Below are 14913 nucleotides of genomic sequence, written 5' to 3' on the forward strand. Positions count from 1 at the left end.
CATGCACAAGCGCGATTTCCTGAAGACGGCCCTGGTGGGGGCTGCGGGGCTGGCGGGTTCCGGCGCGGCGCAGGCCGCGCCCGCCAAGACCCCGTCCAAGACCGATCGGGCCTACATGAGCGGCCTGCTGCAATCGATCGCCGAACCGGTCCTGTCGGCGATGTCGCAGGGGCGACTTAAGGAGGCCTTTCCGCTGGAGCTCAGCCCGACCTGGGACGGGCGCGAAAAGAGCGTGGCCTATCTGGAATGCTTTGGCAGGCTGATCTCGGGACTGTCGCCATGGCTGAGCCTGCCGCAGGACGACACCCCCGAGGGCCGCACGCGCAAACGCCTGACCGAGCAGGCGCTGCAAAGCTATGTCCACGCCGTGGATCCCTCGAGCCCCGACTATCTGACCTGGCGCGGTCACGGTCAGGCCCTGGTCGATTCCGCCTATTTCACCCAGGCTCTGCTGCGCGCGCCCAAGGCGCTGTGGGAGCCCCTGGACGCGACGACCAAGAAACGCATCGTCGAGGAGATCAAGGGGCTGCGGCGGGTCAACCCGCCCTTTATCAACTGGCTGCTGTTCGCGGCGATGAATGAGGCGTTCCTGCTGTCGATCGGCGAGGAGTCCGACCCCATGCGGCTGAACACCGCCGTGCGCAAGATCGACGAGTGGTACATCGGCGACGGCTGGATCCAGGACGGCGCGACTTTCCACTTCGACTATTACAGCTCCTTTGTGATGCACCCGATGATGGTCCAGGTGCTGGAGGTCATGGAGGCCCACAAGGCGCCGTTCTGGAAGGACGACCTGACCAAATGGCGCGAACTGGCCGTCAAGCGCGCCCAGCGCTACAGCGAGCATCTGGAGCGGTTCATCTCTCCGGAAGGAACCTTCCCGCCGTTTGGCCGGTCGCTGACCTATCGCACCGCGGTTTTTCAGCCCTTGGCGCTACTGGCCTGGCGCAAGCAACTGCCGGCCAAGATCTCGGAAGGGCAGGTGCGGTCGGCGCTGTCGGCCGTGCACAAGGCCGTGTTCAGCGAGCCGAGCAATTTCACGCCGGACGGCTTCCTGACCATCGGTTTTGTGGGCCACCATCCGACCTTGGGCGATTGGTATTCAAACAACGGCAGCATGTACATAACCACCGAGAGCTTCCTGGCGCTGGGCCTTGCGCCTGACGACAGCTTCTGGACGGCGCCTGCTGAGCCATGGACTCAAAAGCTCGCCTTCGCCGGCAAGGCGTTCCCGAAGGATTACGCCGTCGATTTCTAGGGCATGGCGAGGGGGTGGGGTTTTCAAAGGGAACGTTGAAGCGTATCAACTACCGGAACGGCGCGTCGCGCCGATGCCGAGAGTTGCCTTAGATGTCTCAGTCCATCGACATCGCCATTGACGACGATGAAGCGGATCAAGCTTCTTCTCCGCGCACCAGCGCCGGAGCGCTGACCCTCTTCAAGGGGTTGGAGGTGCTCAGCCGCGTGGCCAAGGGCGATGCAACCCTTGGCCAGATGGCCAAGGCCCTGAAGCTGAACAAGACCACCGTCCACCGCCTGGCCTCGACCCTGGTGGAGGCTGGCTTTCTGTCCTTCAACGCTCGCGAGGGCTATGCGCTGGGCACCAAGCTGCTGGAGCTCGGCTATGCCGCCTCCCAACAGATCACCCTGACCCGCGTCAGCCGCGAGCATCTGCGCCAGCTGTCGATCGACACCGGCGACACGGTCAACCTGGGCGTCCTGGAACGCGACCAGGTGCACTACATCGACAAGATTCCTGGTTCGCGCCGCATCGAGGTGCGCTGCGTGGTCGGCGAGCGCCAGCCCCTTCGCCACACGGGGCTTGGCAAGGCGCTCCTGCTTGACGAGAGCGAGGAGGTCTGGCGCGAGGTCTTCCTGCGCGAGGCGGCCATCTATCCGCGCTACCGCTACGATCTTCGCCAGTGGCTGGAGGTCATGCGGGCCTATCGCGCCAAGGGTTCGGCCCTGGATCTGGACGAGAACGAAGATCATATCCGCTGCGTGGCCGCCCCGATCCGCGACATGAGCGGCAAGATCGTCGCGGCGGTCTCGGTCTCGTCGATCGCCCAGTACATGGACGACGCGCGAATCGAAACCGTGACCGCCTACGTCAAGGAAGCCACCGCCAAGATCAGCGCGGAGTTCGGCTACCGATAGGGTGGGGCGGGCGCGGTCTGCGACTGCTTGCGTTTCAGTTTTTGACCTTTGTTCGCGGAGCAGTGTTGCGCCAACGCAACGTTCTGCGTGTCCGAACGCGATTTGGCTGAACAATATTACAAATGCCGTTCCCATAGCTGCGCGCTTGTGTCGATATGCGTGACAGAAAATCCAGAGGCGCTCAGCGTCCGGGGTGAGGAAACAAGTTCGCGTACGTCACGCGCCTCCTGACGCCGGCAGACCGCCTTTTGATTGTCGGCCGCCACTTTGCTCCAACGCAAGGCGAGCGGGCGGGTGCTGCGCGGCAAGACCGCAATGGGGAGGAATAACATCGTGAAGAAGAAGCTTCTGCTGACGACGATTTTGACCATGGGAATGGGCGGGGTCACCGCGGCCTGGGCCCAAGAGGCGGCGACGCCAGCTGTCGCCGCCACCGACACCGTCGAAGAGGTCGTGGTGACCGGCTTCCGCTCCTCGCTGGAGAAGGCGCTGACCCTGAAGCGTGACGCGATCGCCGTCCGAGACTCGATCGTCGCCGAAGACATCGGCAAGTTCCCCGAGGCCAACGTCGCCGAAGCCCTGCAGCGCATTCCCGGGATCTACATGACCCGCGATGGCGCCTCCAACGAAGGCCAACGGATCGCCATCCGGGGCCTGGGCCCTGAGTATACGGTGACGACCGTCAATGGCGCTCCGGTCCATACGACCTCCTCGACCAATGTCGGCGGCTCGTCGCGCGACTTCAACTACGACGTCTTCGCCTCCGAGCTGTTCGGCCGCGTGGACTTTTACAAGACGCCCCTGGCTGAACTCGAAGAAGGCGGCGTCGGCGGCGTGGTCGATCTTCAAACGCCAAGGCCGTTCGACGGCGCCGGCGGCCAGGTTCTGCGCTTCAACGCCGTGGCCTCCTACAACACCGCGTCCAAGAAGATGGACCCCAACGTCTTCGGGCTGTTCTCCAAGACCTGGAACAACTGGGGCTTCCTGATCGGTGTCGCCCACTCGACCAGCGTCAACATGAAGTCGGGTTTCGAGGCGACGGGCGGCTACAACAGCAACTATCTGGCTGGCCACCCCGTGCCCGTCGACACCAAGACGCCCCCGACCCTGCGCAATGGTCCCTTCAACATGGCGCTGGACTGGGCCGATCCGCGCGCGGCGGGCATGCTCGGTAACCGAACGGCGATCGACAACGCCTATCTGTCGCGCTTCTACCGCTACTACGGCGCTGAAAACACGCGCGACCGCGATGGCCTGGTGTCTTCGCTGCAGTACAACAACGACAAGCTGGATGTGAGCCTCGACGTCCTGGCGTCGCATCTCCAGGACTCGCGTGACGAATTCACCTTCGGCCTGCCGATCCGCAATTCGGCCACCACCAACATGGCCGCGCGCCCGGGCACCGCGGGTCACAACGGCCTCGTGCCGATCAACGTCAGCATCGTCGACGGCAATCTGCTCCAGGGAACGTTCGGCAACACGTCTTATCTGGGCGAGAGCTACTACTATAACGCCGAGACCAAGTTCGGGTACGCCGGCCTCAACGCCAAGTACCAAGTCAACGATTCCTTGAGACTGACGGGCCAACTGGCGGCATCGGACAGCCGAGCGTTCTACGACAACAAGCGCATCGTCTCGAACATCTACGGCGTGACCTCCACCCTCGACTGGGGGAATGACCGGGTCTATCCGGGGCTCTCGGCGCCGGGCGTCGACTTCACCAACCCGGCCAATTTCGAAGATTTCAGCACGGCCGTGGACTGGAACCGCGAAGTGGACACCGAGCGGGTCGCCAAGCTGGTGGCCGACTGGGACTATGGGCTGGGCGACTGGAAGGGTCACCTGAAGGCTGGCCTGTCATACGTCGATACGACCAAGCAAAAGACCAAGCGTAACGGAACCTCGATCGTTCAGGCTCGCCTGGCCGCGATCGGCGCCGCGGGGCTGCGCGCTTCGATGCTGCATTACGTGCCGCTTGATAACCTCGTCATCGGCGACAATTACCCGCAGCAATGGGCCACTTTCTCGCGTGGCTACGTGATCAACGCCCTTGATCCGGTCGGCGCGGCCATGGCCTCGCCGGTCGATCTCTCCAGCAGCTTTACCGCCGACGAGCAGGTCAGCACCGCCTTTATCCAGTCGGATTTCATCGGGCAGGTTCTTGACCGGGAACTGCGTATCAACGCCGGCGTGCGTTATTCGCAAACCGACATGACCATCGACAACTTCAAGAAGACGGGGACCGGCGGCGCCTATCAGCCCAATACCGAAGAGAGCAGCTACGACAACACCCTGCCTTCTGTCAGCTTTGCCTATGACGTGATCCCGAATGTGGTCTGGCGCGGTTCCTGGGGCAAGACGATCACGCGCGCCTCGTTGTCGCGTATCGCGGCCCAGACGGTCATTCCCAATATCTACAACACCTATGCGACCTCGGGTAATCCTGACCTGAAGCCGGAAATTTCGACGAACTGGGATACGACGGTTGAGTGGTACTTCGGACGCGGCGGCATTCTGAGCGCGGGTTACTTCAAGAAGAAACTGGAAGATACGACGATCGCTCAGCGCTCGGTAGTGCCGTTCTCCAGCCTGGGCCTTCCGGACGAGTCGCTGGCCATCATTTGGCAGACCCAAAATGGGCATGTTGACCCAAACCTCCCCATCGATGTGGACACCTTCATCAATGGAGGCACGGTCAACCTCGACGGTCTGGAGTTCGCCTATCAGCAGTCCTTCGATTTCCTGCCCGCGCCGTGGGACGGTTTTGGCGCGCTCGCCAGCTACACCAAGGTCAATTCGAAGAGCAACGATCTGAAGTATCGTAAGCAGGATGGGTCGATCGACATGGTCAACCGCATCCCGAAATATTCGTACAGCCTGACCGGTTACTACGAGAAGGGCCCGCTGGGCGCGCGACTGACCTACAACTACAAGGCCCGCAACATCATCGACACCAATCCGGATGGTTCGGATCTGGAGCGCTGGCATGCCGGAGCCGGCTACCTTGACGGCAACGTCAGCTACAAGATCAGTGACGCCCTCGAACTGCGTCTCGATGTCCTGAACCTCACCAACACGTTGGGCTTCGACTACTTCGAAGACGTCGCGGGCCGCTACGGCAACGGTAAGAAGACCCGCCTCGATTACGCCAAGTATGACGGCCGAACGATCAAGTTCGGCGTGCGCGGCAAGTTCTAGACCCCGTTAGCGAGACCTTCCCTCTCGCGGATCATGGCTTGTCAGCGTCCCCCGCTGGCAAACCTCACTGGCCGGTGCGGACCAAGGGTCCCCACCGGCCTTTTCTTCTCCAAGGGTAGGGGGCCGACGCCGGCCCCGCCGCCAAGCATGGGCGTTGACGCCGCCCCGCAGCTAATTGTCTGATGAATGAACCGGACTCGATCCGGCGGGAGGGTGCGTATGAAGAAGCTCTTGTTGGCCAGCGTCGCCTGGCTTGGCCTGGCGGGGATCGGCGCGGCCGCCGAGCCGCCGCGCGTGCAGCCGGTGCAGGTGGACGCCTCGCGCCCCGACTGGGAGAACCCGGCGGTCTATGCACGCGGCAAGCTGGCCGCCAACGCCACGCACTTCCCGTTCGAGAGCCGCGAGGCGGCCCTGGCCGGCGACCAGACCCGCTCGGAGCGCTACCAGTCGCTGGACGGTCAATGGTCATTCGCCTTCTCGCCCTCGTCCGACGCCGTGCCCGAGGGCTTCGAGAAGCCGGACTATGACGTCTCGGCCTGGAAGACGATCAAGGTCCCGGCCATGTGGCAGACCGAGGGCTACGACCAGCCGCGCTACAACAACATCACCTATCCGTTCCCCGCCAATCGGCCGCTGATCCCCCACGCCACCAATCCGGTTGGCTCGTATCGGCGGACCTTCGAGATCCCGGCTGGCTGGTCCGGTCAGGACGTGATCCTGCACATCGGCGCGGCCGGCTCGGCCTATCGCGTTTGGGTCAACGGCCAGGAGGCCGGCTATTCCGAGGACTCCAAACTCCCCAGCGAGTTCGACGTCACCAAGCTGCTCACGCCAGGAAAGACCAACATCGTCGCCATCCAGATCCACCGCTGGTCGGACGGATCCTACCTAGAGGACCAGGACTTCTGGCGGGTCTCTGGCATCGAGCGCTCGGTGTATCTGAAGGCGGCCCCCAAGGCCCGCCTGACCGACCTGTTCGTCCATGCCGGTCTCGACAAGGCCTATCGCGACGGCACGCTGTCGATCGACGTGGCGCTCACCAGGCGCGACCAGCCCGTCACCGTGAGGATGACCCTGCTCGACGGAGACAAGGCCGTCCTGACCAAGGCGGCCAAGGTCGCGGCCGGCGCGGCCAGGGCGGAGACGCTGTCGGCGACCGTTCCCGGCGTCCGTCAATGGACCGCCGAGACGCCCAACCTCTACACCCTGCTGGTCGAGGTTCTCGACGCCCAGGGCCAGGTCCTCCAGGCCACGCCCCAGCGCGTCGGCTTCCGCACCGTCGAGATCAAGGATGGCCGGGTGGCGGTCAACGGCCGCCCGATCGTCATCCGCGGCGTCAATCGCCACGAGCACGATCCGGAGACCTTCCACGTGATGTCGGAAGCCTCGATGCGTCGCGACATCGAGTTGATGAAGCGCAACAACATCAACGCCGTGCGCACCTCGCACTATCCCAATGACGAGCGCTGGTACGCCCTGGCCGACGAGTACGGCCTGTATGTGATGGACGAGGCGGACATCGAGAGCCACGCCTACATGGACTACGCCAACAATCACCCCGAATTGAGGCCCAAGCTGCAGATCGGCTTCGATCCGGCCTGGGAAGGCGCCCATGTCAGCCGCGTGCTCAACATGGTCGAGCGCGACAAGAACCACCCCTCGGTGATCTTCTGGTCGCTGGGCAACGAGGCCGGCATCGGACCCAATTTCGAGAAGGCCGCCGCCGAGGCGCGCAAGCGCGATCCGTCACGTCTGATCTCCTACCTGGGCTGGGGCACCTTGGACTGGGAGCACGCGCCCAACGCCTATGTCGACATCTACGCGCCCATGTACGACGACATCGAGAAGATGGTCGATTGGGCGCTGGATCCCACCCGCACCCAGCCGATGATCCAGTGCGAATATTCCCACATGCAGGGCAACTCCGGCGGGAACTTCAAGGAGTACTGGGACACCATCTACAAGTACGACAAGCTGCAGGGCGGCTTCATCTGGGACTGGGTCGATCAGTCGATGTACCGCTACGCCAAGGACGGCCGGCGCTACTGGGGCGATGGCGGCGAGTATGGGCCCAACCCCGGCGGCGACGTCGAGTTCGGCGACGGCCTGATCCAACCCGACCGTACGCTCAATCCGCATGTCTACGAGGTCCAGAAGGTCCTCTCGCCGATCCAGTTCGAGGGCTTCGATCCGGCGACCGGCGCGGTGACGGTGCGCAACCGCCACGACTTCCGCGACCTGTCGGGTTTCGCCTTCGAGTGGTCGCTGCAGGAGAATGGCGTGATTATCGCGTCGGGGCCGCTGGCTGACCTGGCGACCAAGGCGCGGGCCACCCAGGCGATCACCCTTCCGCTGCCCAAGGTCGAGCCCAAGGCCGGGGCCGAATACTTCGTCACCATCCGCGCCAAGGCCAAGGCGGGGTCCGTGCCGCTGACGCCGGAAGGCTATGTGGTCGGCTGGGAGCAGTTCGCCTTGGGGCCGCCGACGGCCGCGACGGTCGTGGCGGCCAACGGCTCGGTCGATCTGAAGGAAACCGCCGAGAGCATCTCGTTGTCAGCTGGCGGCGCCAGCCTGACGCTGGACCGGAAGACGGGCTTGCTCACCGGCTACGGCAAGGCCGGATCGGCGTTGCTGAGCGGCGGCGCGCCTAACTTCTTCCGGGCCGAGACCGACAACGACACCCTGACCAGGACGGTGTCGCAGCAGACGCCGTGGAAGGTCATGACCAAGGGCCGGGAGGTCCGCTCGATCACCGCCCGCCGGCTGCCGGGCGGCGAAGCGGAGATTGTCGTCGACCACGAACTCGGCGCGGGCGCGGCGCGCTTTGTCACCACCTATAAGATGAGCGGCGACGGGGCCGTGGATGTCGACGGCCTGCTGACGCCGCTGAAGAGCGACCTTCCGCCGCCGGTTCGGGTGGGCCTGGCGTTCTCGATGCCCACGAGCTTCAAGACGGTCGAGTGGTACGGTCGCGGCCCGCACGAGAGCTATGTCGATCGCAAGACCAGCGCGCCGATCGGCCTGTGGCGGGGGCTGATCGCCGAGCAGAACCACGACTACATGCGGCCGCAGGACACCGGCAACAAAGTCGACGTCCGCTGGATGGAGGTGTCGGGCGAGGGCAGGGGGCTGCGGGTTCGGGGCCAGGCGCCGCTGATGATGACCGTCCTGGCCTTCCCCTATTCCGATCTTTACCGCCGCCCTGAGGGAACGTGGAAGAGCACCGACATCGTGCCGCATGGCGAGGTCTCGCTGCTGGTCGACGGGGCCCAGTGGGGCGTCGGCGGCGACACAGCCTGGAACCATGTCGGCCAGCCGCACATGCAATACCGCACCCGCCTGGAGCCGACGCGCCTGGCTTTCCGGCTGGAGCCGTTCGAGGGTGAAGGCACGACTCCAAACAAGGCCGGCCTCGCGCGCGCCACGGAGGTTCAGTAGTCGCGCGTGCCGTCCAGTCACCCCACTCGCCAAGGAGAGGCCGCCCATGCTGCGCTCGCTCCACTCGGGGTGGTCGGTGAACCTGAATGGTCTAGTATGCTGACCGGCATCTGTCTTTTGGGGGAAAGAACCTGTCCGCGGCTATCGACTTCACCTATCGCTACGCTTCCCCTTCGCGGATGGAGCCCAGCGGACGAGGCTCCCCGCGGCTGTCGCTGGCGACCTGCAACGCCGACCACGCCCAGCCCTATTTCTTCGACGGCCGCCTGCGCCATCCGCGGATGGTCGGCGAGATGCTCTATGTGCTGAGCGACGTCGTCCGCACGCACTTCTTCCTGCCGCGGCCCGCCCTGCTTGATCCCGTGTTGACCAGCACCGAGGACATCCTGCGGCTGGAGGGCTTCAGCGGATGCTGCGGCGTCTACGCCCGGGTCGACCTGCCAGCCTCGGCTTTCGACGGTGAGCGCCAAGGTCGAGGCACGACCAATGTCGATTTCAATGTCGAGATGCGCAACGCCCTGCTGCGCCTGCGTGACGACGAGGAGGTCGCCTTCGCCGTCGGCGCCGACGAGGTCGTGCTTAGCCGGGGCGCCGAACGCACGGTCGAAAAGAAGGTCAAGCTGCCGCTGCGCTGGATCAAGGGGTTCAGCGAGGTGCAGGCCTATCAGCCCCGACTGGACCTCAAGATGGAGGTGACCGCGGCCGAAGCCTTGCGGTTCGTCCGGAGCTTGCCGCAGGCCTCGCGGCCGAAGATGCCCAGCTACGCCGCGTCGGTGGGCCGGTCCATACGGCTCAGCCAGCGCCCGCAGAAGGGCGCCGTGCCGATCCTGGGAACCCATCGGGTGAAGATCATCGAGCCGCTGCTGCTGCGCGCCAAAAGCCTGAAGGTGTGGGCCGACGACGACAGCGGCGCCAGCGCCTGGGAGGTCTGCTATCCTCAAGGCAGCTTCTCCCTGATGATCAGCCCCGAGGTCTATCGCGGCTTTTCCGGGGAGGGGCAGGTGCTGTCGGCGCTGGCCAGGCCGCCGTCGGACAACGCCATCGCGCAGGTGCGCGCCAGCCTCAAGTGGCAGTCGCGCCTTGACCCCAATGGGCTGGCCGCTTCGCTTGGAATGGATGCGGGCGAGGTGAAGGACGCGCTGGCGGTTCTGGGCGCGCGAGGCCTGGCCGGCTTCGACGCCAATGCGCAGCAGTACTTCCACCGCGAGCTGCCGTTCGACCTCGCCAAGGTCGAGGAGATGCAGCCGCGGCTCGGTAACGCCCGCCAGCTGGTCGAGGAAGGGAAGGTCCGATCCCTCGGCGGCGGAGGCGGCTTGACCTTCGCGGTTCAGGGGACGGGGACCGAGCACCGTGTGCGGCTGTCCGATGAGCAGGACACCTGCACCTGTCCCTGGTTCAGCAAGCACCAGGGGCAGCGCGGCCCCTGCAAGCACATCCTGGCCGCGTCGCTCGTGCAGCAGGGAGCGGACGGCGATGACGCCTGAGATGCTGGAGGACCTGATCCTCGGGGAAGGCGACGCCTGGCCGCTGCAGCGGGCCTGCGCCGACCTCGACGAGAAGGCGCGGGCGAAACTGTCCTCGGCGGCGCAGAAGCTGCATCGGCAGCTGAGCGCCTGCAAGGCCGGCGAAACCGCGTCCGAGCGCTTGAAGGCGCTGCTGGCGCAACGGGGCAAGGAGGGGGCCTGGAGATTCTACAGCGCGCCGGAGAACAACAAAGCCGCGGTGGCCCTGTTCGCGCTCGGTCCCCTTTCGGCGCTGAAGAAGCGCGGCCTGCATGTGTGGGGCGAACAGCCGGTGGCCGAGCGCATCCTGACGGACCGCCGTCCGCCCTGGATCGACGAGTGGATCGCCCACGAACTGGAGCAGGACTTCACCTGGCTTGACCTGCCCACGATCCTGTCCTGGATGAAGAGCGGCGTCTGCCGCAAGCCGGAGGTCGACGGCTACTACGGCAAGTTCGCCGCCTACCTGATGCGCGCTCGCGACTGGGGCAAGCCGGACACGACGCCGCCGCCACCGCCGCTCAGCCAGCAACTGATCGACGAGCCGATCCTGCTGGAGGACGTGTGGGCGCTGTTCAAGATCGAAACCATCGCCTTCAACACCAACGGCTGGCTCACCAGCGGCGCGCCCCCCGGTTACGAGACCTGGCCCGAAGCCCTGGTGAAGCTGTCGACGCAAGGCAGGCTCGATCGGGAGCGGCTGCTGCGCGCGGCCTTGGACGGCCTGCGGCTGGACATCAAGGAGAACCAGCTCGCCGGCTTCCATCGCTTCTACGTCCAGATGACGCCGACCTCGGAGGAATTGCTGCGGCATCAGCCGCTCTACATCGACCTGCTGTGCCATTCGGTCGGCCACGTAGCGAAGTTCGCGATCGAGATGCTGACCAAGGTCGAGAAGTTGGGCGCGCTGGATGCAGATCCCGTGCTGCGCGAGATCCAGGGCGTGTTCGCCGGCGCCGGCAAGGGCAACGCCATGGCCGCGCTGACGCTGGTCCAGCGCACGGCGGCGCGTGACGAAGACGCGCGGGCGCGATGCCTGTCGGCGACCGTCGAGGCCCTCCGCCACGCGAACGCGGACGTGCAGGCCAAGGCGTTGACCTTGCTGGAGGCGAGCGTCGGGCGGCTGGAGGCCGCGCACCTCCAGCTGATCGCCGAACTCGAAGGCTTCGTCGCCGCCAGCAATAGGGTCCGGCTGCTGGCCCTGGTGGGTCAGGATCCGGCCACGGCGCCGGCGGGACGCGCGGAACGGGTTGCGGCCGCCGGCGCGCTGTCCGCCCTGTCGGGCGCGCCGCCGGAAGCCTACGTTCCGATCGGCGGCGACGTCGTCGGCCGGACGGTGTTGTCCCCAGAGATGGAACTGACGCCGATTCCGTCGGTCGACGCGCTGATCGACGCGGTGCTGCATGCGGTCGAGGTCGTGGACGGCCCGGACGAGATCGAGCGGATCGTCGACGCGATCAGCCGCTTCGCCGGCCGCCCGCCAGCTGATTTCGAGCAGCGCGTCGCCCCGCTGGTCCATCGTCTCGAGCACGGGCGCACGGGGGCGAACGGCCTCGGGGTCGTCCGGGTCGGCGCGGGCCTGGCGTTGGTCGATCTGATCTTCAGCTGGGCGCACGGCCGGCTGTACCGGACGGAATTCGAGCGCTCGATATACTATACGCAGGACGACGCCTTCGAGCCGATGATCGCCCATTTGCGGGCGGTCGCCGAGCGGGCGGCGCGGCGGGAGAGCCGGACGCTGCTGTCCGCGCCCACGCACCACGGCGGATGGATCGATCCGCTGGTCTGGATGGATCGTCTGCACGAGCTCGCCCCTGTCGCCGGACTTGGCCGGACGATGGACTTCCGCCTGTCGCTGCTGCGGCTGGCGCCGGACAACCGCGACAAAGCCCTCGAGCGGGCCGGCTCGCTGCCCGCGCCGCTGCGCCGGATCGTGATCTTCGCGCTGGGCGGCGAGGCCCCGCCGGCCAAGGAAGACCGCAACGCCTACGCCGCTCTGATCACCGCCGCCCGCTGCCGCGCGCCGCTGGCGGACTGGAGCGCGGCCTTCGCGCCGCTGGGCGTCGAGGACGACTGGCCCGACGGCCTGAAGCCTGCGCAGTATGGCTGGCGCGCCGCCCACAAGACCGGCCAGCATCAACAGATGCGCTGGAAGACGCCGGAGTTCCACGTCACGGTGGAGCGCGGCGGCGAGACGACGGACAGGGCGGTCCCGGGCGGGCTGATCGCCCGCCTGCGTACCACCTTGCAAGGTCCGCTGGTGGCGAAGTGGAGCGAGCTGCCCACGGCCGCGCTGTGCCGGCGGTCGGAGGCCAAGCACTTCTCGGGCGACCTGAACACGGTCTGGGTCACCCAATGGCTTGCCTATCTCTGGCCGCAGAATCCCGCCGGGGCGCAGATCAAGGGAGCCGCGAAACTGGCGGACAGGATCGACGAGAACAGCAGCAATTGGATGCCCGGGTTCGGATTTCTCCACTCGCTGTTTCAGAAGAACCGCCCCTGGGGCGAGGTCGGGCACCTGCTGCTCTGCCTGGGCCTGATCGGCAAGGACGCCGACGTCAAAGGTCTGGCCGTCGACGCTCTGATCGAGGGGATCGAGGGCCGGGTGTTCGACCCCCGTCTGTTCGCCGAGGTGATGGCGCGGCTGGGCGAAGGCAAATGGGGCAAGCTCAACCGGCTGGGGGAGGGGCTGCTGCAAGTCGTGCAGGTTTCAACCCTGCATGCCGAGGTGGTCTGCGAGGCCTTGGAAGCCTGGCTTCCGCGCCTCGACTTCGAGGAACGGAGCGCGATCCACGTGCTCCAGGTTCTTCTGGAGGCGCGGGCGCTGACCGGACGGCCCCTCGCGGCTTCGGCGCAGGCCGCGCTGCGTGAAGTTGGTGGGAGCGGGAAAGCGGCGAGGTTGGCGAAGGATCTATTGCGCGCCTGATTCAGCTTCGCGAATGGGCATGCATGAAGGTCGTAGTTCTTGATGATCCGAAAGTCCGCCTGGCGCGCCCAGCCGGAGACCAAAGAGGTGGGGGCGGGAAGGGCGCTGAAACACCCCTCCCACAATTGGACTGCAAGTCCGCTACTGCTCCTTCTTGAACATGTTCTGGAAGATGAGCGGACCCCAGGCGGACCCGCGGGCGTGAACCAGCGCGCCGCCCTCGTCGAACCGCCCCAGATTGACGGGGGCGAAGCCGAGCTGTTTGGCCAGGGCCGCCACGGGCGCGACCGCATCTTCATCGTCGCTCGCGAGGAAGACGACGCGGTGGCCGCCCACGACGACCGGATCCGCCGCCAGGGCGGTGGCGCCCAAGTGGTTGAAGCCCTTCACGACCTTGGCGCCGGCGTAGAGCTTGGCGACGAACGCGGAGGACAGCAGGCCGTCCATCTCTTCCAGCGGGACCTGCGAGTTCGTCGCGTCGACGAGGGTCTTGCCTTCCCAACTCGACAGAACTCTGGCGACATCCCGATGAGACTCGGAACGGACAGCCAGGAATATCGTGTCGGCCTTGAGGGCGTCCTGCAGGGACTTGGCGATGACCGTCGGGCCGATAGCCCTTGCCTGCGGCGCCAGGGCCTCGGGCGCGTGGCGACTAGCGACGGCCACCTCGATGTTCCTGCGGGCGAAGGCGTGGGCCAGGGCCTGGCCGATCTTGCCGAAACCTATGATCGCATAGCTCATGATGGTTCTCCTGTGGTGTTGGGATCAGCCGCTCGGGGCGATCCGGCGCGAATTCAGATGGCCGAGAAGCCGCCGTCGACCGCCAGCTCCACCCCGTTCACGAAGCTCGAATCGTCCGAAGCCAGGAACAGCGCGGCGGCCGCGATTTCCTCGGCACGGCCCATCGTTCCCCTGGGGATCAGGGACTCGAACATTTTCTTGGCCTCTTCGGTCAGGACCTGATCCTGCATCGGCGTGGCGATCGGCCCCGGATGCAGCACATTCACCCGGATGTTCCGGCCCTTCAGTTCGTTGAGCCACCCGCGTGCGAAGGCGTGCAGGGCCGCCTTGCTGGCCGCATACACGCTGTAGCCCGGAAAGCCTTTGAGAGAGGCGACCGACCCGGTCATGAAGATCGACCCGCCGTCGTTGAACAGCGGCAAGGCCTTCTGCACTGTGAAGAGCGTGCCACGCGTGTTCAGGCCGAAGGTCGTATCGAAGTGCTGCTCGGTGATCTCCCCAAGCGGGACGGCTTCGCCGGTGCCCGCGCTCGCGTAGAGCACGTCGATCTTGCCCTTCTCGCGCTTGACCGTGTCGAACAGGCGGTCGAGGTCGTCGAGATTGGCCGCGTCGCCGCGCACGCCCGTTACGTTGCGGCCGATCACCTTCACCGCATCGTCCAGCGCCTCCTGCCGCCGGCCGGTGATGAACACGTAAGCTCCTTCCTCGACGAAGCGTTTGGCGCTGGCCAGCGCCATGCCGCTCGTTCCACCCGTGACGACCGCCACCTTACCGTCAAGCTTGCCCATGACCTTCTCCTTCGAGGTTCCGTTTGGTCGTCCGATGACGATCCGAGAGCCTCGAAATAGGTCTGCCAAGCCTGGGCGTTCAGTGCGGAACAGCGCACATCGGTGGTGCGAAAACGATCCGCATGATTGGTGGAGCTCTATTGTAATGGAGGCGCGGCCGTTG

8 protein-coding genes are annotated in these 14913 nt (G+C 65.7%); 6 read left to right on the plus strand and 2 right to left on the minus strand.

Features of this window, described 5'->3' with window-relative positions:
• The first annotated feature begins 1 nt into the window (after position 1).
• From AC1DYP_RS11880 to AC1DYP_RS11905, 6 genes are all read left to right on the plus strand, one after another.
• Positions 2-1258 (plus strand): DUF2264 domain-containing protein, encoded by a 1257-nt coding sequence (locus tag AC1DYP_RS11880; protein ID WP_477046501.1) that lies wholly within the window; start codon positions 2-4, stop codon positions 1256-1258.
• Positions 1259-1350: 92 nt separating this feature from the next.
• The gene (locus AC1DYP_RS11885; protein ID WP_477046502.1) at positions 1351-2157 is read left to right on the plus strand and encodes an IclR family transcriptional regulator; all 807 of its coding nucleotides are present in this window, start codon (positions 1351-1353) and stop codon (positions 2155-2157) included.
• A gap of 294 nt (positions 2158-2451) precedes the next feature.
• Positions 2452-5355, plus strand: a complete 2904-nt coding sequence (locus AC1DYP_RS11890; protein ID WP_477046503.1) for a TonB-dependent receptor — start codon at positions 2452-2454, stop codon at positions 5353-5355.
• A gap of 219 nt (positions 5356-5574) precedes the next feature.
• Complete coding sequence (locus AC1DYP_RS11895) at positions 5575-8793, plus strand: glycoside hydrolase family 2 TIM barrel-domain containing protein (protein ID WP_477046504.1); 3219 nt, start codon at positions 5575-5577, stop codon at positions 8791-8793.
• 179 nt (positions 8794-8972) lie between these two features.
• Positions 8973-10277, plus strand: coding sequence for an SWIM zinc finger family protein (locus tag AC1DYP_RS11900; RefSeq protein ID WP_477046505.1), 1305 nt, complete (start codon positions 8973-8975; stop codon positions 10275-10277).
• Complete coding sequence (locus AC1DYP_RS11905) at positions 10267-13221, plus strand: DUF6493 family protein (protein WP_477046506.1); 2955 nt, start codon at positions 10267-10269, stop codon at positions 13219-13221. The genes AC1DYP_RS11900 and AC1DYP_RS11905 overlap by 11 nt, the downstream gene beginning before the upstream one ends.
• Before the next feature lie 141 nt (positions 13222-13362).
• Here AC1DYP_RS11905 and AC1DYP_RS11910 read toward each other — a convergent pair whose 3' ends face one another.
• Positions 13363-13962, minus strand: coding sequence for an NADPH-dependent F420 reductase (locus AC1DYP_RS11910; protein ID WP_477046507.1), 600 nt, complete (start codon positions 13960-13962; stop codon positions 13363-13365).
• A gap of 53 nt (positions 13963-14015) precedes the next feature.
• The gene (locus tag AC1DYP_RS11915; RefSeq protein WP_477046508.1) at positions 14016-14750 is read right to left on the minus strand and encodes an SDR family NAD(P)-dependent oxidoreductase; all 735 of its coding nucleotides are present in this window, start codon (positions 14748-14750) and stop codon (positions 14016-14018) included.
• Positions 14751-14913: the final 163 nt, after the last annotated feature.

Source organism: Caulobacter sp. P1_D6 (assembly GCF_056406095.1).

Coding starts and splice junctions, on each gene's coding strand:
- AC1DYP_RS11880 (WP_477046501.1), top strand. CDS start 2: ATGCACAAGCGCGATTTCCTGAAGACGGCCCTGGTGGGGGCTGCGGGG.
- AC1DYP_RS11885 (WP_477046502.1), top strand. CDS start 1,351: ATGTCTCAGTCCATCGACATCGCCATTGACGACGATGAAGCGGATCAA.
- AC1DYP_RS11895 (WP_477046504.1), top strand. CDS start 5,575: ATGAAGAAGCTCTTGTTGGCCAGCGTCGCCTGGCTTGGCCTGGCGGGG.
- AC1DYP_RS11900 (WP_477046505.1), top strand. CDS start 8,973: ATGGAGCCCAGCGGACGAGGCTCCCCGCGGCTGTCGCTGGCGACCTGC.
- AC1DYP_RS11905 (WP_477046506.1), top strand. CDS start 10,267: ATGACGCCTGAGATGCTGGAGGACCTGATCCTCGGGGAAGGCGACGCC.
- AC1DYP_RS11910 (WP_477046507.1), bottom strand. CDS start 13,962: ATGAGCTATGCGATCATAGGTTTCGGCAAGATCGGCCAGGCCCTGGCC.
- AC1DYP_RS11915 (WP_477046508.1), bottom strand. CDS start 14,750: ATGGGCAAGCTTGACGGTAAGGTGGCGGTCGTCACGGGTGGAACGAGC.